The sequence below is a fragment of the Microcystis flos-aquae FACHB-1344 genome, from assembly GCF_014698375.1.
Taxonomy (GTDB): Bacteria; Cyanobacteriota; Cyanobacteriia; order Cyanobacteriales; family Microcystaceae; genus Microcystis; species Microcystis aeruginosa.
On the sequence record NZ_JACJSW010000071.1, the window covers coordinates 1 to 24,423 of the forward strand.

At 44.0% G+C, this 24,423-nt stretch carries 19 protein-coding genes, 2 pseudogenes and 1 CRISPR repeat array; of the genes and pseudogenes, 11 read left to right on the top strand and 10 right to left on the bottom strand.

Translation table 11 applies throughout. The features are described from left to right. The first annotated feature begins 183 nt into the window (after window positions 1-183). On the top strand, window positions 184-354 hold the full coding sequence (locus H6G48_RS26055; protein WP_265795831.1) for a four helix bundle protein: 171 nt from the start codon (window positions 184-186) through the stop codon (window positions 352-354). 10 nt (window positions 355-364) lie between these two features. Here H6G48_RS26055 and H6G48_RS05325 read toward each other — a convergent pair whose 3' ends face one another. The 3 genes from H6G48_RS05325 to H6G48_RS05335 form a co-directional block, all read right to left on the bottom strand. Continuing rightward, entirely contained in the window at window positions 365-2,590 is a 2,226-nt protein-coding gene (locus tag H6G48_RS05325; protein ID WP_190719819.1) for a heavy metal translocating P-type ATPase, read from the bottom strand. Window positions 2,591-2,773: 183 nt separating this feature from the next. Further along, window positions 2,774-3,976 (bottom strand): S-layer homology domain-containing protein, encoded by a 1,203-nt coding sequence (locus H6G48_RS05330; RefSeq protein ID WP_190719822.1) that lies wholly within the window; start codon window positions 3,974-3,976, stop codon window positions 2,774-2,776. A 30-nt stretch (window positions 3,977-4,006) separates the two neighbouring features. Continuing rightward, window positions 4,007-5,230 (bottom strand): NAD(P)/FAD-dependent oxidoreductase, encoded by a 1,224-nt coding sequence (locus H6G48_RS05335; RefSeq protein WP_190719826.1) that lies wholly within the window; start codon window positions 5,228-5,230, stop codon window positions 4,007-4,009. A gap of 253 nt (window positions 5,231-5,483) precedes the next feature. Here H6G48_RS05335 and H6G48_RS05340 point away from each other — a divergent pair, with 253 nt between their 5' ends. Further along, window positions 5,484-6,671, top strand: a complete 1,188-nt coding sequence (locus H6G48_RS05340; protein WP_190719829.1) for a glycosyltransferase — start codon at window positions 5,484-5,486, stop codon at window positions 6,669-6,671. A 735-nt stretch (window positions 6,672-7,406) separates the two neighbouring features. Here H6G48_RS05340 and H6G48_RS26060 read toward each other — a convergent pair. After that, entirely contained in the window at window positions 7,407-10,952 is a 3,546-nt protein-coding gene (locus H6G48_RS26060) for a CHAT domain-containing tetratricopeptide repeat protein (RefSeq protein WP_242034535.1), read from the bottom strand. Between the two features lie 15 nt (window positions 10,953-10,967). Then, complete coding sequence (locus H6G48_RS05350; protein WP_190719832.1) at window positions 10,968-11,159, bottom strand: hypothetical protein; 192 nt, start codon at window positions 11,157-11,159, stop codon at window positions 10,968-10,970. Between the two features lie 447 nt (window positions 11,160-11,606). Between H6G48_RS05350 and H6G48_RS05355 the strand changes: the two genes are divergently transcribed. The 3 genes from H6G48_RS05355 (at window position 11,607) to H6G48_RS05365 (ending at window position 12,593) form a co-directional block, all read left to right on the top strand. Next, window positions 11,607-11,873, top strand: a complete 267-nt coding sequence (locus H6G48_RS05355) for a hypothetical protein (RefSeq protein WP_046661765.1) — start codon at window positions 11,607-11,609, stop codon at window positions 11,871-11,873. Window positions 11,874-12,183: 310 nt separating this feature from the next. Then, window positions 12,184-12,378 (top strand): type II toxin-antitoxin system HicB family antitoxin, encoded by a 195-nt coding sequence (locus H6G48_RS05360; protein ID WP_002784633.1) that lies wholly within the window; start codon window positions 12,184-12,186, stop codon window positions 12,376-12,378. Window positions 12,379-12,380: 2 nt separating this feature from the next. Continuing rightward, a complete protein-coding gene (locus tag H6G48_RS05365) occupies window positions 12,381-12,593 on the top strand; it encodes a type II toxin-antitoxin system HicA family toxin (RefSeq protein WP_004268323.1) in 213 nt (70 codons plus the stop codon). Window positions 12,594-12,632: 39 nt separating this feature from the next. On the opposite strand, the gene H6G48_RS05370 is transcribed toward H6G48_RS05365, so the two are convergent. The 4 genes from H6G48_RS05370 to H6G48_RS05385 form a co-directional block, all read right to left on the bottom strand. After that, window positions 12,633-13,454, bottom strand: a complete 822-nt coding sequence (locus H6G48_RS05370) for a hypothetical protein (protein WP_190719835.1) — start codon at window positions 13,452-13,454, stop codon at window positions 12,633-12,635. Further along, entirely contained in the window at window positions 13,447-14,214 is a 768-nt protein-coding gene (locus H6G48_RS05375; RefSeq protein WP_190719838.1) for a hypothetical protein, read from the bottom strand. The genes H6G48_RS05370 and H6G48_RS05375 overlap by 8 nt, the downstream gene beginning before the upstream one ends. 209 nt (window positions 14,215-14,423) lie before the next feature. Further along, complete coding sequence (locus H6G48_RS05380; protein WP_190719853.1) at window positions 14,424-15,305, bottom strand: tetratricopeptide repeat protein; 882 nt, start codon at window positions 15,303-15,305, stop codon at window positions 14,424-14,426. A gap of 34 nt (window positions 15,306-15,339) precedes the next feature. Continuing rightward, window positions 15,340-15,486 carry a hypothetical protein gene (locus H6G48_RS05385; protein ID WP_172456229.1) on the bottom strand — a complete coding sequence of 49 codons (147 nt, stop codon included), beginning with the start codon at window positions 15,484-15,486 and terminating at the stop codon, window positions 15,340-15,342. On the opposite strand from H6G48_RS05385, the gene H6G48_RS05390 reads away from it, so the two are divergent. Both H6G48_RS05390 and H6G48_RS05395 read left to right on the top strand, forming a co-directional pair. Then, window positions 15,428-16,912, top strand: a complete 1,485-nt coding sequence (locus tag H6G48_RS05390; RefSeq protein ID WP_190719856.1) for an efflux RND transporter periplasmic adaptor subunit — start codon at window positions 15,428-15,430, stop codon at window positions 16,910-16,912. The genes H6G48_RS05385 and H6G48_RS05390 overlap by 59 nt on opposite strands. A gap of 154 nt (window positions 16,913-17,066) precedes the next feature. Next, complete coding sequence (locus H6G48_RS05395) at window positions 17,067-18,284, top strand: ABC transporter permease (protein ID WP_004159634.1); 1,218 nt, start codon at window positions 17,067-17,069, stop codon at window positions 18,282-18,284. A gap of 61 nt (window positions 18,285-18,345) precedes the next feature. Here the strand turns inward: H6G48_RS05395 and H6G48_RS05400 are convergent, their stop codons facing one another. Beyond that, the gene (locus H6G48_RS05400) at window positions 18,346-18,777 is read right to left on the bottom strand and encodes an NUDIX domain-containing protein (RefSeq protein WP_190719859.1); all 432 of its coding nucleotides are present in this window, start codon (window positions 18,775-18,777) and stop codon (window positions 18,346-18,348) included. 277 nt (window positions 18,778-19,054) lie between these two features. Between H6G48_RS05400 and H6G48_RS05405 the strand changes: the two genes are divergently transcribed. The 4 genes and pseudogenes from H6G48_RS05405 to H6G48_RS05420 all read left to right on the top strand — a co-directional run bounded on the left by H6G48_RS05405 (window position 19,055) and on the right by H6G48_RS05420 (window position 20,907). Continuing rightward, on the top strand, window positions 19,055-19,984 hold the full coding sequence (locus H6G48_RS05405; protein WP_190719861.1) for an NAD(P)H-dependent glycerol-3-phosphate dehydrogenase: 930 nt from the start codon (window positions 19,055-19,057) through the stop codon (window positions 19,982-19,984). A gap of 137 nt (window positions 19,985-20,121) precedes the next feature. Further along, a pseudogene (locus H6G48_RS05410) lies at window positions 20,122-20,289 on the top strand (IS4/Tn5 family transposase DNA-binding protein); the annotation flags it as partial. Window positions 20,290-20,313: 24 nt separating this feature from the next. Further along, window positions 20,314-20,469, top strand: a pseudogene (locus H6G48_RS05415) (IS4 family transposase); the annotation flags it as partial. A gap of 165 nt (window positions 20,470-20,634) precedes the next feature. Further along, window positions 20,635-20,907: a lipopolysaccharide assembly protein LapA domain-containing protein gene (locus tag H6G48_RS05420; RefSeq protein ID WP_002788612.1), complete on the top strand. Its 273-nt coding sequence runs from the start codon at window positions 20,635-20,637 to the stop codon at window positions 20,905-20,907. 339 nt (window positions 20,908-21,246) lie between these two features. Then, a CRISPR array of direct repeats spans window positions 21,247-24,254; the repeat unit is 37 nt; unit sequence GTTTCAATCCCTAGTAGGGTTTAAGATTAATTGGAAC. Window positions 24,255-24,423: the final 169 nt, after the last annotated feature.

Sequence of the window (24,423 nt, forward strand, 5' to 3'; positions counted from 1 at the left end):
ACGATTAGAGAGGGAAGTTATCGTTTTTCTAAGATAACTCGACCGACTTCTCTACAACAATCATGCGTTAGATTTATTGGAAGTTTCCCTAATTTGTACCCAGTAACGGGGCGCTGGAAATTCTTTTAATCCCTTCTACAGCACAGCTTATGGCTTTTTGTCAACGGGGAAGTCCAGGAATATATCCAATTTTTGTACATAGCTCAAGGTTCTCTCAAAGAGTTGGAGACTCATTGGTTAATCTCTCAAAGAGTTGAACTAGCTTCCCCTCAGAGCGTCAATCCTATTCTTAATCAATGTGAATCAGTGGGCCGACTGCTGCTAACTTTGATTCGTTCCCTTGAAAATAAATAACCCCCACACCCTACACCCCACTCCCCACCCTGGGATGAACTCGACGCAATCGTAAGGCATTTGTCACCACGGAAAGGGAACTTAAAGCCATGGCAGCACCGGCAATAATCGGATTGAGCAGAAAAGGATAGAGGACTCCGGCAGCGATGGGAATGGCAATCAGGTTATAAATAAAAGCAAAAAAGAGATTTTCTTTGATGTTTCCCATTGTTGCCCGACTTAACTCAATAGCAGTCACAATTCCCTGTAAATCTCCCGAAATTAAGGTTATATCGCTGGCAGCGATCGCTACATCGGTCCCCGTGCCAATAGCAATACCTAAGTCCGCTTGCGCCAATGCGATCGCATCATTGATGCCATCGCCAACCATGGCGACAATTTTCCCTTTTTTCTGCAAATATTCGATTTTTTCGGCTTTTTGTTGGGGACGGAGTGCGGCAAAAAAGCGCCGGATACCCAACTCGCTGGCGATCGCTTCTGCGGTTTCGAGGTTGTCCCCCGTCATCATCATCACCTCTAAGCCCATTTTTTTGAGCTTGGCGACCACTGAGGAAGAAAAAGGTTTTAAAACGTCGGAAATGGCGATCACCCCCTCTAAACCCCCGTTAACCGCTATCCAAGCCACGGTTTTTTTCTGCCATTCCCAATCGTGGGCGACTTTTTTAAGAACTTTTGTTTCAACCCCTTGACGTTCTAACCATTGTTGTGTACCGATTTGCACTAAATCCGACCCGACTTTTCCCTGCACTCCTGCCCCAGTTATTGAGTCAAATTCGGTTACTTCTAGGGGTTTAATCTGGTTTAACTGCCCATATTTAACTATTGCTTCTCCTAACGGGTGTTCAGAATGATTCTCCACCGACACGACTAACTGCAGCAGCAATAATTCCCGTCCATCCCCCACCCCCTCGCGAGTCAAGAAGTCTGTCACCGTTGGTTTACCCTGGGTGAGAGTTCCCGTTTTATCTAGAACAATAGTAGTGATGCCCTGGGCTAATTCTAAACTTTCGGCATTTTTAATTAAAATTCCCTGTTTTGCTCCCTGTCCTGTTCCCACCATAATCGAGGTGGGTGTAGCTAATCCTAGCGCACAGGGACAGGCGATAATTAAGACTTCCACCATTGTAATCAAAGCGAGGGTGAGATTACCCGTGCGGAGAATCCAAAATAAGAAAGTTATTACCGCAATAATCATCACCACCGGCACAAAATAAGCGGTCACTCGATCGACTAATCTTTGTATAGGTGCTTTTGATGCTTGCGCGGTTTGCACTAATCGGACAATCTGAGCTAAAACCGTATCTTTTCCCACCCGTAACGCTTGCATTTGTAGGCTACCAGTTTTATTAATTGTCGCCCCGATTACCTGTTGATTGACGGTTTTTCGCACGGGTAAACTTTCCCCTGTCACCATCGATTCATCAATGCTAGAACTGCCTTGGATAATTATGCCATCGACGGGAATTTTTTCTCCCGGACGCACTAAAATTATATCTCCTACTTTTACCTCTTCGATCGGTAGATCTAGCGTCTGTTCTTCCCTAATCACCCTAGCAGTTTTTGCCTGTAATCTCATTAATTGTTTAATAGCGGCGGCTGTTTCTTTTCTGGCACGTTTTTCGAGGAAACGACCGAGTAAAATCAGAGTAATGACGATAGCTGATGCTTCGTAATAGACATGGGAATCAAACCCCTGTTTTTCGATAAAATCGCTCCCGAAGGTTGAAAACAAGGAATAAAAATAGGCGGCACTGGTTCCCAAAACTACTAAAGTGTCCATGGTGGCAGTGCGATTTTTAAAGGCTTTCCAAGCATTTTTATAAAAACTTTGACCACACCAAAATTGGACGGGAGTAGCGAGAATTAATTGGAATAAGGGAGCGTGTAACCAGTGGGGAATAAAAGATAGAGATAAACCCGTCATCATCGGCAAAGAACCGATAAAAAGTATAATGCTAATAACAATAGCGATCGATAGTTTAGTGAGAAGTTCTTTTTCTGGCCTGGATTCGAGATTAATTTCCGTTATCGGTGTAGCTTGGAAACCGGCATCCCTAACTTTTGCTTGAATAGTGTTAAGATCGGTACGCTTGGGATCATAGTCCACATCCACCTGTTCCATGCCAAAATTAACTTGACATCGAATCACTCCGGGGATAGATTTAATTATCCGTTCGATCGAATTAGCACAACCAGCGCAACTCATCCCGGCGAGTTTGAGAGTTTGATGGGTCATAATGTTAATAGCAGCGGAAGTCAGCAAGAAAATCCCCTGCAGCAGAGTTATATCTTTAGGATAAAATATTACCCCAGCTGCAGGGTCAAGAATCCTTTGTTAATTTTTCTGAATAGATATGAAGAAATGTCAAAAAGAGTGCTTATATTTTCCTAACACACCCTTAGTTTTTATGGACAAATTTCAATTAACCCCACTCTGTTGTGTATCTTGACCCTGCACAGCATCGGCAGCGGAAACACCATCACCCTGAAAACCAAAATACCATAAAGCAGCGGCAGCTTCAGCGCGAGTTACTGGTCTTTTTGGCTGAAATAGGGTAGTAAAACCAAAAACTCGCCGAATATTAGCTTGTTCGGCATTTTGAAAATCGGCATAAAGAGCGCGCACCAGCTGCGGGTTAATTTTATTAGTATCCTGAAAACCCCAAGTATTTTTAATCGTATCAAGATTGGCGCTCGGTAAAGCTTTTCTAATATCTAATGGCACTTTCCACGCGATTAAATCTTCCCGGGTTAAAGGAGCATTGGGACGGAATAAAAGGGCGCTACTATCTCCCGTTAAAGGAGAGGGAATTAACCCCGCTTCCGCTAATCCTTGAATATAAATATAATCGGGATCGTTATTTTTAACATCACTAAAAGCTGGGGAACTATTGGGAGTAGCTAAACGGATTTGTTTACCCGCTACATTGGCATAAATGGCATTATTAGCCTGTAACAACCAGCGCGCAAATTCTCGGCGCGTTATTGTATCATTAGGGTTAAACTGATTGTTATTACCAGTTAATACTCCTAATCTAGCTAAGTCTTGAATGTGGCTCTTTAAGGGATTAGGTAAGGATTCGAGATCGTTAAAACTGGTGGGATTAAGATTGGGTAAGGGGGAAGAAATAGGGGAGGGACTAGGGGAAGCAATCGGGGTTCCCGTTGGACGATAATCGAGGCTATATTCGGTATTGGGAGAAGTGGCAGTTATGGTGATAGTTAATTCTAAATTATCTCGACGGGCTGTCAAGGTACTATTGACTCCTTCCCCAGAAAAGGGAGTGATAATTTCCCAATTATTATTAACTAATTCCTGTTGATAAAAAGCCTCGATCGCATTGCTGGGATCGTTGGATTGCCAACGGGTTTGTCCACCAGTATTATCAGGATTTGTCTGCACGGATAATAATTCTGATTGACTATATCGAGGAATTTCTGCGGGAAAATTTGCGGGTAATTGCCTGTTATTAGGAGAATTTTCTGGTATGGGATTTGTTTGTAGATTAGGATCGGCAGCCAGACGATTTTCTAGGTCAGGATTGCCACTACAGGCTGCTAAAATGCCCAGCAGGGTGATAATTGTACTGTAGCGAATAAACTTACTCACGGTCTTTACCAATATTGTTTCCTTAGCTTTATCCTAGCTTATTTACTCAGGTTTTTGACTAGGAAAAATTCTGCGCCACCATTGACGTAATTTCCCCAGCAGAAATCCTCCTAACCCTTTTGTGTATTTCTCAAATTTGTAGTAAAATAAAACATCGATTATATCCTGGGTGGAAAGATACTTGAGATAGGATACTCCTTGATCAATACGCGCATCACTATATTCTAAATAAACTTTGCGACTGAGGCGATCGGATAAATTCCATTTTGGTTGAAAATATTCTTGCATCCGCTGTTGATAAGCGGCAAAACTACTCGATTTTCCCTGTAAATATTCTTCTATGTATTGACAGGCAATTTCGGCTCCTTTCATAGCATGGCGAATACCTTCCCCTCCTAAAGCATTGATGGTTGAAACTGCATCACCTATGGCGATAATATTTGGTTTTTTATAGTAAATATCTTGCAGTCCAGAGGAATATTCCACGATGGAACCGTGTTGCTCTACTAGAGCATAATTATCTAAGTTCATGTAGTCTTTTATTATGTCGGTAATATAACTTTTTAAAGGCTTAACTTCAGAAATATAAGGATGTTCTCCCTCTAACCAAGCGGCTCCTATTTTTAATTGCTGATTATCCATAGGAAAAATCCAGCCATAACCTTTAGGACTCCATTTATGACCGAGAAAAAATACTAAATTATCTTGATATTTTTGATAATCTCCTTCTGGCACAGCAATTAAATATTCAATGCCCACTGCTTTTAAAAAATCAGGTTTTTCTCGTCTTTGTTTATACATAACCGCTCTAGCGTATCCGGTAGCATCAACCAATAAACGAGTAGTAACTGTTTCGATTTCCTCGCCTTTTGATTTCAAGAAAACAGTTAGCTGATTCTCCGTTTGTTGATATTTCAGATAACGACAACCTAACCGAACTTCTCCCCCCCAACGCAGCACTTCTGCGGCTAAAAACTCTCGCAATTTGGCAAAATCAAAAACTACCCCTAAAGGTTGCGCTGATGACCAAAAATGATGTATGCTAGTGGAGATAATTTCGATATTTTTCCAAAACCTAGCCACTACGGTTTCGGGGAGATTGAATTGTTCTAAAATTTCTAGGGGAGAAGCGGCACTAGAAAAGTTATTATCTTGCCAACTAGAATGTTGTTCTACTAAAAGAACACGATAACCTTTTTCACTTAATAATCTACCACAGTGACCTCCCGCCGGTCCACCCCCAATAATTACGACATCATAATCCATGATTTACTCCCTCGCCTAATTTTGCTAACTTGCCTCTATTTTACCCTAATTTGCCCTCTGTTAAACCCCAAACTTATGAAGCTGTTGTGCATCTAAATTTGATAAGTAGCTGGTTATAATTAAATTAAAAATGGATTTTAGGTTCGATCCCCCCTGCCCCCCTTAATAAGGGGGGTGTCTGACAACTTTTAACACCTACCTACTTACTCTTTTTGACCTGTTCCCTATTCCCTCATCGAAAGCCGACTAGCTTATGACATTTTTATTATTATTAGTTACTTTCCTATCGCTAATAATTTGGTTATATTTAATCTTAGCCAGGGGACAATTTTGGCTATCTAACCAAAAAATTAATTCTGTCACTTCTCCCTTAACAAATTATCCAAAAGTCTCGGCAATTATCCCCGCACGAAACGAAGCCGACGTTTTACCTATCAGTTTAGCTTCCCTCTTTAAACAAGATTATCAAGGGGAATTTTCCATTATTTTAATTGACGATCAAAGCAGTGATGGCACGGGAAAAGTTGCTCAAGAAATTGCTGATCAATCTCATAAATCTGGACAAATAACTATTATTTCTGGACAACCTTTAGAGATAGGATGGACGGGTAAATTATGGGCAATGAAACAGGGAATAAAAGAGGCTACCGAGAAATTTGCACCCGATTATTTTCTCTTCACCGATGCCGATATTGCCCACGCACCAGATAATTTAACCCAATTAGTTACTAAAGCAGTACAGGAAAAACAAGCGTTAGTTTCCCTGATGGTGTTGCTACGCTGTGACAGTTTTTGGGAAAAATTTCTTATTCCTGCCTTTGTTTTTTTCTTCGAGAAACTCTATCCTTTTCCCCTAGTTAATAATCCTAATTCCCCGATAGCTGCCGCCGCTGGGGGTTGCATTTTAATTCGCCGAGATATTCTAGAAAAAATTGGCAGTATTGATATTCTTAAACAAGCTTTAATTGATGATTGTTCTTTGGCGATTGCGGTTAAAAAATATCTGCAAAATCACCCAGAAAATAACGAGAGTTCCATCTGGTTAGGATTAACAGAAAGCACCTATAGTCTCCGTCCCTATCCCGATTTAGCCAGCATTTGGAATATGGTAGCCCGCACCGCCTTCACACAACTAAATTACTCAACACTTTGGTTAATCGGCACAATTTTCGGGATGTTTTTAACCTATTTAGCCGCCCCCTTGGGCTTAATCTGGGGATTGGTCTTAAAAGAAACATCAATTATCATAATTAGCGCCGTCACCTTATTACTAATCGCCCTTTCCTATAGCCCGACTTTAAGACTATATAAATTATCCCCCCTGCGGGCTTTAACTTTACCCCTAATTGCCCTCTTTTATAGTTTAATGACCGTCGATTCTGCCCTGCGTTATTGGCGCGGCCAAGGGGGAGGTTGGAAAGGGCGAGTTTATCCTAATTAGGGTTTGCTGAATAATGGTAAAACCCTTTAAAAATAGGGCTTTTGACCTGTTAAAATTGGAACCTTTAAAAACCCAGCATTATCCTTTTACAGTACAATAATTAGTAGTAGGGTGCGCCCTTCGATAGCGTAACGCATCAAATAAATTAATGATAGATAAGAACTCTTGCAAATTAATTATATGTTATAATAAAGTTAAATTAATGATAGGTGTGGTGCGTTACGATGGATTGTTAGATTTAAGTTTAAGCAGAGATTGTCGCCGTCTAACGCACCCTACGTTTTACTTGCAACGCACCAAATAAATTAATGATAGGTGTGGTGCGTTACGACGGATTGTTAGATTTAAGTTTAAGCAGAGATTGTCGCCGTCTAACGCACCCTACGTTTTACTTGCAACGCACCAAATAAATTAATGATAGGTGTGGTGCGTTACGACGGATTGTTAGATTTAAGTTTAAGCAGAGATTGTCGCCGTCTAACGCACCCTACGTTTTACTTGCAACGCACCAAATAAATTAATGATAGGTGTGGTGCGTTACGACGGATTGTTAGATTTAAGTTGAAGCAGAGATTATCGCCGTCTAACGCACCCTACGTTTTACTTGCAACGCACCAAATAAATTAATGATAGGTGTGGTGCGTTACGACGGATTGTTAGATTTAAGTTTAAGCAGAGATTATCGCCGTCTAACGCACCCTACGTTTTACTTGCAACAAGGAAATAATTCACAATTTAAGGAAGTCCCAAACAATAGAACGCCCCCCAGTAACGATAATCCTGAAAAGGCACTGCGTCGGGAGCAAATTCGTCAAGCCACTTGATCAATTCGCCGATTTTCTCATAATTAGCTCCAGCAGCATTGACGTTGGGATCCTTAGTTTGGCGCATTTGTCGCCAAGTCTGGAAAGCCTGCTGATAATCGACTGTCAAACGGTCCCGCCAGTCTTTTTGGCAAGTCTCCCGCATCGCTTGACGAGCCTGATGTAGAGCCGTTAAACGTTCCTCTCCGGCCCGCCGTGCGCGGTGGTACTCCCGCGAAAACAGCGCCGTCGCTCGATCAGCCACCGCCCAATGGCTACTGATCACAGCACGAGCGCCCCCCAGCAGAAAGCCTGTACCTAAGCTGAGGGGTTCGTCCAGTAATTCCGGTCGCAGGTTTCCCTCTTCATCTCGGGAAGTGGCAAAACTGAGACCGGTTTCACAACAGGAGAGAAACACTTCCGATAATTCGGGAAAACGCCACAGGGGACTAAGCAAATCCCGGAGGGTGACTTTTTGCTCCCCGTCTAGGACGAGGTGGGAGTTGAGGGGATCATCGGGGCGGCTGGTGGCGTGGTGGCTGGAGAGCAAAGCCTGTACTTGTTTCAGCAATTGCAGATAAGAGTCGGGGGTGACTGTGCGCCCCTGTAGCCGCCGTTGGCGAGGCACATTCCAGGTTTGGGCGACCCACTCACACTCTAGGGGAGTATAGGGCAAATCCTCTGTGGTGTTTTCCACAATCCCCAGGGTGTGGGGAGTCGGTTGCGATCGCTCTTGGCACAGTCCGAGAATTTTCGTACTGGGGACAAACTGAAGGCGAAAGCGATCGCCCAGTAGTTGACCTTGGGCGGTGGGTAGAAGGTCGAAGGGAATTTGGTGCAGGAACAGGTGGGGAATCAGAATTAACTCAGTGATGCCCTGGAGGTGCTGTTGGATGAGGGTGTCGAATTGCAGGCGGGCTGCCAGTTCTTGCAGACGAGTGGCCATAGCTTGGTGCCACTCATCCCGACGCTGCTGGCGGGATTGGGGGGTCTCTGCTTGATTAATCTCAATGTAGGGGATAACCCAGTTGACGATCAGCCAGTTTTGCAGGTCGTTGGCGGACTCCGGGGGATTGGGAATAGTGTGGCAGTTGACCCATTCCCCGCCATCCTGGGAGGGGCGACGCAGGACAAAGATGTGGGTATGGGTGGCGGTGGTGTAGAAGCTGAGGAGGGCAGTCTGGGGGGATGGAAGCAGCGCCGTTAGCTCATCGAGTCGGGGTTGGGGTTGGGGTTGCTGAAGTTGGGCGGTGATGGCATCAAAGCGGTAGAGAGCGTCCCAGGCTTGACGTTCAGCGGCTTCGGCGGCGTGGAGTTGTTCCGGGGCAAAGCTGGCGCGGGTGTTACCGATGGGGGCGGGTTGGGGTTTCTGGGGGAATCCGGGCTGGTCGAGGGGTTTTTGACGGAGTTGGGATTGGATCTGACGGCTTTCCTTAACCTGCTGATACCAGGCTTGGATCTCTGGGGGAACGCGCCCATCGGCGTAGAGGTCGCCCACAGCGATGAGGTCGGCGAGGCGTTTGGAGCGGGAACGTTCGACGGTTCGCAGCGCCAGGGAGAGGTCGCCTTGGTTAACGGCGGCTTGGATCAGGTTTTCATAAACACCGATGGACTCGCGGACAATCTCTTGGCGAAGGGCTTCACTGGTTGCCCAGGCGCGGCTTTGTTCAACGGCTTCCACGGCGACGGTGTAGCCTTCTAGGGCAATGTCCCACCAACCCTGCTGGAAACCGATATCGCCTAAGTTGCGCCCAGTTCTCAGGGTGTCAGCAGGTAAGAGAGCGGGGTTGAGAAAGGAAAGTGCTTCTCGATAATTGGCGATCGCCCGTTCTAGGTTGGCTACCGGCTCTTTCCCTAGTTCGGCTTGGGTGCGGTAGGCATTGCCCAGATTATTGAGGGTTTGGGCTAAATCCCTCTCTAATCCCGGTTGGCGGCGGATGGTGGTGGCTTCGGTATAGGCGGCGATCGCCCGTTCTAGGTTGGCTACCGGCTCTTTCCCTAGTTCGGCTTGGGTGCTGTAGGCATTGCCCAGATTAGTGAGGGTTCCGGCTAAATCCCTTTCTAATCCGGGTTGGCGGTAAGTTGTGGTGGCTTCGGTGTAGGCGGCGATCGCCCGTTCTAGGTTGGCTACCGGCTCTTTCCCTAGTTCGGCTTGGGTGCCGTAGGCTACGCCCAGATTATTGAGGGTTCCGGCTAAATCCCTTTCTAATCCGGGTTGGCGGCGGATGGTGGTGGCTTCGGTGTAGGCGGCGATCGCCCGTTCTAGGTTGGCTACCGGCTCTTTCCCTAGTTGGGCTTGGGTGCGGTAGGCATTGCCCAGATTATTGAGGGTTTGGGCTAAATCCCTTTCTAATCCCGGTTGGCGGCGGATGGTGGTGGCTTCGGTATAGGCGGCGATCGCCCGTTCTAGGTTGGCTACCGGCTCTTTCCCTAGTTGGGCTTGGGTGCGGTAGGCTAGGCCCAGATTATTGAGGGTTAGGGCTAAATCCCTTTCTAATCCCGGTTGGCGGAAGATGGTGGTGGCTTCGGTATAGGCGGCGATCGCCCGTTCTAGGTTAGCTACCGGCTCTTTCCCTAGTTGGGCTTGGGTGAGGTAGGCATTGCCCAGATTAGTGAGGGTTCCGGCTAAATCCCTTTCTAATCCGGGTTGGCGGCGGATGGTGGTGGCTTCGGTGTAGGCGGCGATCGCCCGTTCTAGGTTGGCTACCGGCTCTTTCCCTAGTTCGGCTTGGGTGCTGTAGGCTACGCCCAGATTATTGAGGGTTGTGGCTAAATCCCTTTCTAATCCCGGTTGGCGGTAGATGGTGGTGGCTTCGGTGTAGGCAGCGATCGCCCGTTCTAGGTTGGCTACCGGCTCTTTCCCTAGTTGGGCTTGGGTGAGGTAGGCATTGCCCAGATTATTGAGGGTTCCGGCTAAATCCCTTTCTAATCCCGGTTGGCGTTCAGTTGCAGCACAAAATTCGTATCCATAGACGGCAATGGCTAGGTTAATGAGTGGATTACCTTTAGTAAACCTAGAAAAAGCATCAGCAAGACGATAGAGGAGTACCCCTAGTCCGTAAGTTTCCTCTGGACTGGCTTGTTCCTTGGTATCATTTCCCCAAGCACGGAGGAGGTTAACTAAGTTTTCATCTAAGAGATGGAGGTTATTGTCGAGCAGGGGATAAATTGCTTGGCGGTTTCCGCGACTTTCCTCGACAGTTTGCAGTAGGGTTTGTAAAAAACTGCCGTAGGGGTCTTGGTTGTCTCTTGGTGGGTCTAAAATTTGCTCTAACTGTTGCGCCATATTCAGCAACCATCTCCCGTTATTGCTTTGTCCTTGCTGTTCTAAGAAGTCTGCATACTGCTTCATCACAGCGACTAAGCCTGCATCAAGTAATTCCGCATTAGCTTGTAATAGCGCTGGTTCCAGACCATTTTCGCACTGGAGGAGCGCTTGGATTAGGGCTAAGTAAGCTTCTATTCTTGCTTCGTTCATGATTGGTTTTAGGTTTTAGTAGGGTGCGTTAGCGATAGCGTAACGCACCAAATAAATTAATGATAGATGTGGTGCGTTACGACTGGTTCCTGACCATTTTCGCACTGGAGGAGCGCTTGGATTAGGGTTAAGTAAGCTTCTATTCTTGCTTCGTTCATGATTGGTTTTAGGTTGTAGTAGGGTGCGCCCTTCGATAGCGTAACGCACCAAATAAATTAATGATAGATGTGGTGCGTTACGACGGATTGTTAGATTTAAGTTTAAGCAGAAATTGTCGCCGTCTAACGCACCCTACATTTTACCATTTGGGGATGGGGAGTGAGTGCGATTATCTGTAGTGCGATCATGGATTTTAAGCTATAATCAAAGATGTTGATTTATCCCATGAAGTTTTTAGTAGGGTGCGCCCTTCGATAGCGTAACGCACCAAATAAATTAATGATAGATGTGGTGCGTTACGACGGATTGTTAGATGATTGAGTAGGGGCGAAGCATTCGGACAATAACCTATTACTGAAACCCTAGATTTCCTATCCGAATGCTTCGCCCGTACCCCGAATTTTTCTCTAGCAAACTCAATTGGGGATGGGGGGTGAGTGCGATCATGGATTTTAAGCTATAATCAAAGATGTTGATTTATCCCATGAAGTAACAATGTTATCCATTAATCTAGATCGAGAAACCGAGAACTATCTAGCAGACATCATTTCCGAAGAGAATATTAGCTCAGAAGAACTTCTGAAAAAACTCATTTACGAACATTGGCAAAGCTTAAAACCGCGTAAAACTTTATTACAACGCCGGGGAGGTCATCCTCAGCATCTTTTAGAAAATGCTCCACCTGATTTGTCATTGCGAGAAAACCGCAAAAAAGTAGTGGCAGAATATATCCAAAACCACCATCAGCAAGATCATTCATGACAAATTATCCCCCCAAAATTATTACAGATAGCAGTATTTTATTCGCCTATTACAGTTCCCAAGATATAGTTATTTCAACTAAGAATGAGACAAGACTCACCTATCTCACTATTATTGTCAGTAAGCACTCCCGCAGGGGCGAAGCATTCGGATAAGAAATCTACGGTTTCAGCGATAGGTTATTGCCCGAATGCTTCGCCCCTACAACCTTATTTGAAATGACTATATGTTACATTTGGGCGCAGGTTTCCCAGATGGCGAAAAGTGGGATATAATTACAAATGATAATAGTCAAAATTAAAAGGTAAGTATGCGCTATAAAGTAAGGTTACAAGAGAGCGAGGAAGGATATGCGATATGGTGTCCAAGTTTACCGGGGTGCTGGTCACAAGGGGAAACTAAAGAGGAAGCTTTAGAAAATATCAAGGATGCCATTCAACTCTACTTAGAGACAGTCGAAGAACTAAATAAAGATGACGAATCTCTTTATGTAGAAGTTGGATAATTATGCCAAAACTTCCAGGAATAAATCATTTAAGAGCAATTCAGGCCTTAGAAAAAGCAGGTTTTCAAGTCATTAGACAAGGTAAACATATTACGATGGCGAATGGGAAGCGTATTATTGTCATTCCTAGAGCCAATCCGGTTAATGCTTATACTATGGCTGGAATTGTTAACGATGCTGGATTGACCATTGAAGAATTTAAAAAGCTTTTATAGCTTTTCGACAATTATTTTAATACTTTTCATGATTATTTTTTAAATACATTTTCCCAATTCATCAAGCAAATCCATCGCCACCTCTAGCCAGTCCACCGCACCCTCTGAAGACGGCTCAGGCGTTGCTTCCCTTACCCCTTCCGGACGCGAGACTAAGGGTTTAAAATTCTCATGATTCTCGCTGGCCTTCTCTTCTAAAAAGTCCCCTAATAGCGTCGGACGTTCATACTCCAACCGATAGTCCAATACCCAGTTTAACACTGTGATTACCTCCGATCGCTGTTCCACTGACCAGCCTTGTTTATCGATATACTGCGCCATGATTTGCTGACAGTTTTCCCACCGACGGTAAGCCTCCCACAGCGCCGATATAGGTTTCCTCATGGACAAAGACACCGCGCCGCCTTCTGGGAAATCCTGACGCAGGTCCGAACTCAACAGAACCCCAGTTAACCAAGCTCCTCCTTCCCCTAACTCGATTAAAATATAGGCCAATGTTGCTGGATTTAGGTCAATTTCGACCCTAATTTGGCTTAAATCGAACAGTTCTTCACCAGAGTCTTGAGGAATCAATACAGCTTCCAGTTTACCTAGCTTGGGTAGTACCACTTGAGCATTATCAGCCGCCGCAGCATCTACCTCTATCCCATGCTCTTCTAGATAATCTGTCAGCACCGCCGCCGCTAAGGTGTTCTGGCGAAATTCCCCAACGCTGGGATAGGGAACCCAAACAGAGTCGGCTAAATCTGTTTTAGGGTCTAAACCCGCAAGTTTAGCTAACTCAACCAGATCATCTGTATCTGCATTAGCAAGACGCAGGTACAGTTCTTCAACTTCTCGAATAAAATCTGCATCACTCATAACGTAATACCTGACGACTTAGATAGGGCTGGGTTTTATGCTTTAAAAATAACTTAGCTACTGCTAACTCAAATACGTTTAATTTGTGTCCAGAAATATCATCTTTAAATAAATTTTCTAAACCCGTAATCACAACCTGACGCATTTCATGAGTAAATGTCGCTTCAACGCTCCAGGGAACACCCGCAATTAACATTTTACCCAGGGAATCCGCTAATTCCCCAATCAAAACAGGCTCACCTGTCCTATTCTCGAACACCCACACAGGCTGATTATTTGCTCCCTTGTGACTAATTTGCGCTATTTTAAGCTGAAACTTATCCCCCTGGGACTCTTTCTGACGCTGTTCTCCAACTCCCTTTAAGCTTGCTTTCGATAAATCAGGAGTTATAGAGCCTTCTAGTTGAGACTTGTTTTCCTGTTCTCCCCCTAACTGACGTTCAATTTGCAACTCCCTTGCTAAAATCTGTTTCAACGCCTCATTTCTCAACTCAGAAGGCATTTGGCCATTCTCCAGTTTTAAGCGTAACTCTCCCCCCCGCAAACCAAACTTAACCCGTCCAAAGCGAAAATCAAGCCACTGCTGATTAAAAATAATCCGCACCGATAGGGAAAACGCCTCTGGATCAGACTTTTTCAAAAGCGAAAAAACACCCTTAGACTCAGGCGCAAGGGGTTCTCCCAAAATCTCCAAGTGCAGACATTCAGGACACTTATTGTCATATTCTGTTACCGCGATCGCCCTTGATTGCTTAGCCATCATCCTAGGCCTTTCAAACCCTTAACTATAATAATTGTACTGTATGTGGGGTTTGCGGCAAACAATTTGTTGTTTTGCTAATAAAGTCCCAAAACCATTTTTTAGCAAAGCTGCTACCGATATTCAGCCAGCCCTAATTAGCTAGAGCAAGCCTCAAGAATTCCTAGCAAATTGACTAAGGGGTTATCTTAATGCTTGCTGCTATCAGCTTAATTTTCTTCCTCCACTTCGGGGGTTGGTTGTGGTAAACGAGCGATAAAATCTTTCATTTTGGGATGATTAAACATTTTCTCCGTGTCTTGCAGAAGACGTTGACCCCAGAGATTTTCCCCTAAAAATTCTAGACTGACATAACGACTATCGCTAGTGAGAGCGGCCTGAGCTAATTTGATGCCCTCCTCAGTTTTTCCTTGACTATAAATAGCCACCGCAATAGCTAACTGAGGTTCCAGCTGTTTAGGATCAATTTTCAAAGCGGCCCGCCAATGTTTAAGGGCCGCTTCCTTGTCACCCTGTTCGTATTTAACTAAACCAATATTATTAATAGCGGGCCAAAAATTTTTATCTTGACTAACAGCTTTTTCGTAAGCTGCGATCGCCGCAGGATATTGTGCTAACTTGAGATAGGAATTACCGAGATCAAAAAGAGCGGGGGAGATATCGGGTTTCATTTGCAAACCCGCTTCAATCTGGGCAATAGCAGACTTGTAATCTTGATTCTGAAAATAGGCACTACCGAGGGAAAATTTAATATTAGCGTGGGCATCGGCGGGAGCAAGAGCCAAAGATTGATTTAATGCCTCGATACCGAGTTGCACCTGATCGTCTTGCAGATATAAACTACCGAGAATAAACCAAGTTTGATAGAGATGGGGGGCTAACTGCACCGCTAACTTAGCCCGTCCGAGGGCCGCATCGGTACGGCGAAAACGAGCTAATTGGATGGCATCTTCGGCCATTTCAATTCCCGCTTGTTCCATCTGTTCTAACTCCGGTTCGATGGCGTAGGGGAGTAGCGCTTGGGAAAAAGCCAGCGGGCTGCCAGCGACGAAAAAAACGAGCAAAGAAATGATTAATTGAAGTTTTGGCACAGTTTACCCCCGCGATAGGCCTTTTTTAATCAGTCTATCTCGCTTGGGAGTTGTTGGCTAAAGAAACAACAAAGGCAACTCTAGAGACGTTAGTATATAACCAATTAACTTTCGGCTCATCGATGGCAATAACCGTGTTGGGAAAATCAAATCGCCCCCTATTTTGGATATTCGGACTCATGGCTAGTGGTTTTCTGGCGGTGGGAGTGGTTTCTTATCGCTTGCTGCAAACACCTCCTCCTAGCCTAGAATTGGCGAAAATGACCGTTCCTGCTCGACGGGAAACCCTCGCTGTGGAAATTAAAGCTAGTGGTAGGGTGGAACCAATCCAAAGTGTCAACATTAGCCCGAAAAACCCTGGCCGATTAGTGCGATTATTGGTAGATCAGGGCATGATTGTTAAAAGGGGACAAACCCTCGCTGTCATGGATAATTTAGAGGTGTATGCCCAAGGGATGCAGTCAGAAGCGCGTCTGCGGGAAGCTCTAGCCAGTCTGGAACAGGCTAAACGCAGCATTCCTGAAGATATCCGCCAATTACAAGCCCGATTTTATCAGGCCCAGGCCAGTTATAAGCAATTAGAAGCCCGTTTAGCTCAGGCCAAAGAAAGAATTCCCAAAGATTTAGACCAGCTGCAAGCTCAGGTACAAGCAGCCCAATCCCGTTTTCGACTAGCAGAAAATCGGGTTAAACGCAATGAAAATTTAGTCCGGGAAGGGGCGATCGCTCAAGACCAATTTGATGCCGTCCTCAATGAATATCTCAATGCTAAAGCCAATTTAGACGAATCGATCCGCCGTTTGGAACAAGCAGATAAAACTGCTTCCCCAGAAGTGGCCGGAATTGAGCAGGAAATGATCCGAGCAGCAGCAGCGATCGCAGAAGCGAAATTTGCCCTCGAACAACGCCAAAAAACCCAAGAAACCGAGCTTGCTCGACTAGAATCATCTGTAGCGGCCGCCAGGGCCGATTTAGAGCAAATCAAGATTCAATACCGCGATACAGTCATTACTGCTCCCTTTGATGGCATCGTCACCCAAAAATACGCCACCGAGGGTTCTTTTGTCACTCCCACCACTTCGGCCTCCAGTACCGCTTCCGCCACTTCCACCTCGATTATCGCCCTGGCATCGGGATTGGAAGTGATTGCTAAAGTGCCGGAAGTAGATGTGGGTTTATTGCAGCGCGGCCAACCAGTGCGAATTGTCGCCGATGCTTTTCCTGAAGAAGTCTTTGAAGGTCGAGTTATTCTCGTGGCTCCTGAAGCAATTATCGAGGATAATGTTACTTCTTTTGAAGTGAGAATCGGTTTGGTGACGGGACGGGACAAACTCAAATCGAAAATGAATGTGGATGTAACTTTTGTCGGCCAGCAGTTAGATAATGCCCTCGTCGTGCCGACTGTCGCCATTGTCACCCGGGAAGGCAAGTCAGGGGTTTTAGTTCCCGATGCCGAAAATAAACCCAGTTTTCAACCCGTTTTGATCGGTTTGGTCTTAGACGATAAAACCCAAATTTTATCAGGTTTGGAAGCTGGAGAAAAGGTCTTTATCGATCTCCCCGAAGGAGCCGAAGATACCTCGAAAACTAATCAAAAATCTCAATAATTTTTCTTAACAAATATCTCCAAATTGTCTTTTTTCTGATCGGGCAGGAGTCAGGATTCAGGAGACAGGATTCAGGAGACAGGATTCAGGATTCAGGAGGTTATTTTATTTATTCTCCCCACACCCCACACCCCACACCCCACTGATAACTGATATGTTTATCATCGAAAGTTTAAAAATGGCCGTCTCCACCCTAGGGGCCAATAAAGTGCGTAGCGGCCTGACTATGCTAGGGATTATCATCGGTAACGCTTCAGTAGTGGCCATGATCGGTATTGGCCAAGGGGCGCAAACCTTAGCCAATGACCAGTTTGCTAACTTGGGACCCAATACCATTTTTGTGGTGCCAGGGTCGCGACAAGCACGCAATACCACCGTTAATTTACCGAAAACCTTGGTTTTAGCCGATGCTCAGGCGATCGCCGAACAGGTTCCCACCGTCGCTGAAGTCGCCCCGGAAATAAACGCTCGTTTCCTGATTTCCCATCGTAATCGCAACATGACGGCTCTAGTCACGGGAAGCACCCCAGAATACGCTTCTGTCCGCAATTTTACCCTAGAAAAAGGTCGTTTTATCAATAATATCGATCTAGCCCGCAACAAACGGGTAACAGTGATCGGCACTGAAGTGGCAGCGCAACTTTTTCCCACCCAAAATCCCCTTGGTCAACAGCTGCGGATCAAAAATCTCAGTTTTGAGGTGATCGGGATTTTAGAGGCGAAAGGCTCCTTTTTTGGCAATAATCAGGATGAAATGCTGATTATTCCCCTTAGCACCATGAACTCGCAACTGGTGGGCAAAACCGGACCCTACGGTGTCGAGTTGAGTTGGATTAGTCTCACCGCGCGATCGGGGGAGGAAATCCGCGCCGCTAAGTTCCAAATCCAGAATCTCCTGCGTTTACGCCATAAAATCGTCGCTGAGGATGATTTTCGCGTCGAAACTGCTAAACAGATGATCGAAATCTTCGCCACGATTACCCAGGGTCTCACCCTACTTTTGGCTTTAATCGCCGGTATTTCCCTGATTGTCGGTGGTATCGGGGTAATGAATATTATGCTCGTTTCGGTTTCGGAAAGAACCGGGGAAATCGGACTAAGAAAAGCGATCGGAGCCAGAGAACAGGATATTCTCTTACAATTTCTGATTGAATCAACTCTCGTTTCCATCGCCGGCGGTGCGCTTGGTATTCTCGTCGGTGCAGGAGCGATCGTTCTCGTCTCCAGTTTCTCTCCCCTGGCCGCCACTGTTTCCGCCACCGCCGTCGCCCTGTCTTTGAGCGTTTCCACGGGTATTGGTCTCTTTTTTGGCGTTTTTCCCGCCTATCGTGCCTCTAAATTGGAGCCGATTGTCGCCCTCAGAAGTGTATAGTTTTTTAAAGGTTTTTCGGGGACGTTTTTGGCAAGGATTGCTTTTATAGCTAGGTTGGGGTCTAATGTCTGGGACGGATTTGATAATCCCGATAACGACGATAATCATTGAGAATGCGATCGTGATCAAAGCATAAAGGTTGGGGGAATTCCCAGAGATGAAAAATCCCGACTTTTTTGGCATCATCGGCAGCGATCGGTTGGCCTTTTGCCGTGGCGATAAAAACGATACTAATGGTGTGTTGACGCGGATCGCGGTTAGGATCGGAATAGACGTGAAATTGCTCGATTAACTGCACCTGCAAACTGATTTCCTCGTAAGCTTCCCGAATGGCCGCCGTTTCCACCGATTCGCCGTAGTCCAGGAATCCCCCCGGAATTGCCCAGCCAAAGGGCGGATTTTTTCTCTCAATTAGTACGATCGGACGGTGGGGCGAGTCGATCAGTTCGATGATAATATCAACAGTGGGGGCAGGATTGCGATAGGTTGTCATTTTTTTCAGTTATCAGTGAACAGTTAAGTAAGTAGTTATAATTAAATTGAAGATAGATTTTGCCTCTGATCCCCCCTGCCCCCCTTGATAAGGGGGGTGCCGATAGGCGGGGGGATCCCCCCTGCCCGCCTTGATAAGGGGGGTGTCTGACAACTTTTAACACCTACCTACTTATCAGTAATCGGTGAATAATTTCATTTAAGACTCATAACCTTGAAATCGAATCATTTCTAACCAGTCACTGATCAGGGATCACTAATAAGGAGGGGAATAAAAGTTGTTAGAAAATGCCAAGAAAATTACGGTTATAGGTGGGGGAATTTGGGGACAAACTCTCGCTAATTTGGCTAGACTTAATCACTTAGCTGTTAGGGTTTGGTCGCGTCATACTGGGGAAGATTTAGGGGCTATTATAGCAGATACTGAGGTAATTATTTCAGCAGTTTCGATTAAAGGAGTTGTTCCAACGATCGAAAAATTACAGCAATTACAATTAAATTCTCCCACAATTATCGTCACCGCTACTAAAGGATTAGAGCCAATCACCACTCGTACCCCCTTTCATCTTTGGAATCAAGCTTTTCCCGCTAATCCCCTTGTGGTTCTTTCCGGTCCCAATTTAGCTAAAGAAATTAATCAAGGGTTACCCGCTGCGACGGTGGTAGCAAGTTATCAGCAAAAAGCGGCAATATTGTTACAAAAATTATTATCTGGAGAATCTTTTCGGGTTTATCTGAATAGCGATCCCTTGGGAACAGAGTTAGGTGGCACTTTAAAAAATGTCATGGCGATCGCTTCTGGGGTTTGCGATGGTTTACAGTTAGGTACTAATGCCAAATCTGCCCTGTTAACTCGCGCTTTACCGGAAATAGTTCGGGTGGGAACTTGTCTAGGAGGTTGTCAAGAAACTTTCTTCGGTTTATCGGGTTTAGGGGATTTATTAGCCACCTGTAATAGTCCTTTATCTCGCAATTATCAAGTGGGTTATCAATTAGCTTTAGGTTTATCTTTGCCTGAGATTTTAGGGAAGTTAGAGGGAACTGCCGAGGGAATAAATACCACAGAAGTTTTGATGAGAATTGCCCAAGAAAAAAATTTATATGTACCGATTACCTGCCAAGTTGAGCGTCTTTTGCGCGGGGAAATTTCTCCCCAAGTTGCCGTTTATGAATTAATGCGTCGGGATTTAAAATCAGAATTTGATTAAGAGACAAGAGATTTTTCAGTGATCAGTAATCAGTTAGTCAGAGCTTTCTTAACAAAAAGAGAAGAAACTTAAAAAAAGGGGAACCGATTGATAGGTATAGTTTTGAAAGAAGGAATCAAGGTGGAGGTAAGCAAAAAATGGAGAAATGGGCAGCCCAAGAATTACAGTATGCAGACCTAGGGGACACGAGAAGAAAGAAAAGGTTAATCAGTATCGTGGAAAACTTGGCTAGGCAACCTAGTACAAGTGTGTCATAAGCCTCGGCAAATCTAGCCGCCGCAAGTGCCACATCTGATTTTGGGAATTAACCCTATTTTCAACCTTTAGCAGTCAAAATGATGGCTTCTCTTGGGGTTTTTTTAGGTAGAAAAGGCGACGGTGAACCTAGTGTTAAAACTATTTGGTTAGGACTGGGAAGGTTAGATGATATCAGCCAGACTTGGAAACTATCTGATCAAATTATTTTCCCCATAGAACCCCCTTGAGCAATCTTGCACACTTTTCTCTTTTTGTCAAATTTTATGTTAAGAAAGATGCGACTAATGGATAGGAAGACCATGAATAAAGAAAAATGGTATTAATAGGGAGCTAACTGCGAAATTAGCCTACAAAACCTGAAAAAATCTCCCACAAACATGGCGAGGACAAGCATGAATACAATTAGTAATTTTTTAGCTAGTGCTATTGTCGGCGGCTGGATTATGACCATGGCAGTTTTTGCTATTCAAAATATCCAACCAGTTTCTTTGAAGTTTCTACAATTTGAGTCAATTAAAGTACCTATCGGTGTTTTATTGGCTTTTTCTTTGGGAATTGGATTTTTTATGGCCGCATTTATCCCCGCTTTTTTGAGAAAGTCGAAAAAATCTCCTCGCAGTCGTTTTCCTCCCCCACAACCGGGGTTAGACGAGTTTGATTTTTAGATAGGGTTTGCGGCAAAAAGTTTGTTGGTGGGGTTAGGAGTCAGTAGCCGGTCGTCAGTAGCCGGTCGTCGGTCGTTTCAGGCTTTGTTGCCCTGCTTTTTTGTACCAGTTTGCGTACTATAAAAAGAATAATGCCAGGTTTTTGAATGTCCCAATCCTATATTCGCAGCATGAACATGGGATTTTAACAGGTCAAAAGCCTTATTTTAAAAGGGTTTTACCATTATTCAGCCAGCCCTATCTAGGTCAGCCCCTAATCACTTAAATTCTGAACAAAAACGCCAATTCAAGTCTGAATTGGCGCGATAATCGCTTCTAATGCCGTTGAATCTTTAGGGTGTTTCAATCCCTAATAGGGATTAACATTAATTGGAATAACAATAGAGTGAGGAACAATAAGCATATTTACCGTTTCAATCCCTATTAGGGTTTAAGATTAATTGGAACCTCCTATTGGTTTTCGCTCTTTTATTATAGCACGTTGTTTCAATCCCTATTAGGGTTTAAGATTAATTGGAACAAAAATTCTCTTAAGCGAGCCTCGGTCATGACATTGTTTCAATCCCTATTAGGGTTTAAGATTAATTGGAACACGGAGCTTTTAATTTTGAGCCGATGATTTTGATGTTTCAATCCCTAGTAGGGTTTAAGATTAATTGGAACATGATGTCCGATCTCCGTGAATCAGGAGCCTTAGGTTTCAATCCCTAGTAGGGTTTAAGATTAATTGGAACACAAAAGCCGCTTAATCAAGCCAAAAATCGAAGCCGTTTCAATCCCTAGTAGGGTTTAAGATTAATTGGAACTCCGCCTCCCGGACCCGTTCCTCAGTCGTCTTAACGCGTTTCAATCCCTAGTAGGGTTTAAGATTAATTGGAACGGTGTTTTGTCGCGGGGGGATTTGTGTTCTCCAGGGTTTCAATCCCTAGTAGGGTTTAAGATTAATTGGAACGTATAATGATCGATCGCCTCCCCGATCACGTTGTATTTCAATCCCTAGTAGGGTTTAAGATTAATTGGAACACGGAGCTTTTAATTTTGAGCCGATGATTTTGATGTTTCAATCCCTAGTAGGGTTTAAGATTAATTGGAACAATTAGGTGATTTACTTAAAGTAATCGCACAAGGGTTTCAATCCCTAGTAGGGTTTAAGATTAATTGGAACTTTATGAGCCTTCTCGATAGTTTTTTTCTCGATTTGTTTCAATCCCTAGTAGGGTTTAAGATTAATTGGAACCCTCCTAAAGCCCCCATTAGGGGGCATAAAATATCGTTTCAATCCCTAGTAGGGTTTAAGATTAATTGGAACAATAAAAAAGGGCATTTGGTAAATTCTGAGGGAAAGTTTCAATCCCTAGTAGGGTTTAAGATTAATTGGAACCTTTGGTAGGGCGGACTTTTACCGAGAGGACTGCGGGGTTTCAATCCCTAGTAGGGTTTAAGATTAATTGGAACTCCATTAGAGAAAGTATAAACAGTGAAGCCATTAATGTTTCAATCCCTAGTAGGGTTTAAGATTAATTGGAACACGACTAGGGTTAATGGCATGGTGAGACAGGTGGCGTTTCAATCCCTAGTAGGGTTTAAGATTAATTGGAACGTGTTTTTGAGGTGTTGGCTAATCCCTATTCTTCTGTTTCAATCCCTAGTAGGGTTTAAGATTAATTGGAACAACAACCAGCATTTCATAGTGTCTTGTTGCGGAGGTTTCAATCCCTAGTAGGGTTTAAGATTAATTGGAACACCGGCGGGGGCGGCCAGACTGATTCAGATACCTTGTTTCAATCCCTAGTAGGGTTTAAGATTAATTGGAACCTTAAAAAGGAAGTAATGACAAGTCAACTTTATACTTTGTTTCAATCCCTAGTAGGGTTTAAGATTAATTGGAACGTCGCTCGATGCGATACATTGCCATTCCGCATCAGTTTCAATCCCTAGTAGGGTTTAAGATTAATTGGAACAAGACGGAAGCTGATCGGTGGTTTACTCATTGTTGTTTCAATCCCTAGTAGGGTTTAAGATTAATTGGAACTCCTCTATCTCTCAGGGCAGTGCACAAGAAAAGAAGTTTCAATCCCTAGTAGGGTTTAAGATTAATTGGAACATTGCGATCGGCGACTTACAGATCAAGGTGGCGGGTTTCAATCCCTAGTAGGGTTTAAGATTAATTGGAACAATCGCTGGCAGCGCCCAAGCTCAAGTAATCAAGTTTCAATCCCTAGTAGGGTTTAAGATTAATTGGAACTCTTGATCATCATCGCTGTTTTCCCCTGAGATGAGTTTCAATCCCTAGTAGGGTTTAAGATTAATTGGAACGTGATAAGTTTTGGCAGTGAAGTGATCCAGTTCAGTTTCAATCCCTAGTAGGGTTTAAGATTAATTGGAACTAAATCCTGTCCTATCAATACTCTTAGTATTGTGTTTCAATCCCTAGTAGGGTTTAAGATTAATTGGAACAAAAGCTTAAATCTTCCTTAAGAGAATTTAGAATTTAGAATTTTGCCTAAAGTTTCAATCCCTAGTAGGGTTTAAGATTAATTGGAACTCTCAATTTTTTAAGATTCTTGGGGGGAAATGGTTTGTTTCAATCCCTAGTAGGGTTTAAGATTAATTGGAACCCCGGAACCCAGTCCCAGCAAGGGCGACAACGGTGACGTTTCAATCCCTAGTAGGGTTTAAAATTAATTGGAACCTGGAAAACAACAAAGCAAATCGCTGAAAATTTAGTTTCAATCCCTAGTAGGGTTTAAGATTAATTGGAACCTCGATTTTTGATCGCTTGCAGTGGGATAAGAAAAGTTTCAATCCCTAGTAGGGTTTAAGATTAATTGGAACTATCAATTGAGGAAAACCATTTATGGCTTTAGTAGTTTCAATCCCTAGTAGGGTTTAAGATTAATTGGAACACATCTCATATTTACACTTGCAGAAATTGAGCATTTATCGTTTCAATCCCTAGTAGGGTTTAAGATTAATTGGAACTTGACAACGGTAAAAACAAAGACTTTTCTCAGTCTCAAGTTTCAATCCCTAGTAGGGTTTAAGATTAATTGGAACGAGAATCTGTTAAAAATGTCCATCTGCTTTTTAATCAGTTTCAATCCCTAATAGGGTTTAAGATTAATTGGAACTCGGCAATTTTGGCATAAGCCAAAGCATATCGCCCTTTCAATCCCTAATAGGGTTTAAGATTAATTGGAACAGATAATAATTGTAAATGCCTAGTAATTTCAAAAAACTTTCAATCCCTAATAGGGTTTAAGATTAATTGGAACCCTTTACCATCCTCGAATTCCCAATTAATAACAGACTTTCAATCCCTAATAGGGTTTAAGATTAATTGGAACCTATTGCCTAGTGTTTGCCCTCTTGTGAAAAAGCCTTTCAATCCCTAATAGGGTTTAGAGAACTCCATAAAAAAGATGATCCAATAGTCAAGTGGTTTGATAAGGGATTTCCACAAACCACTTTGGCAAATGGGGAAGTCGATTAATCTGTTTTTCCAACTCTGCCATT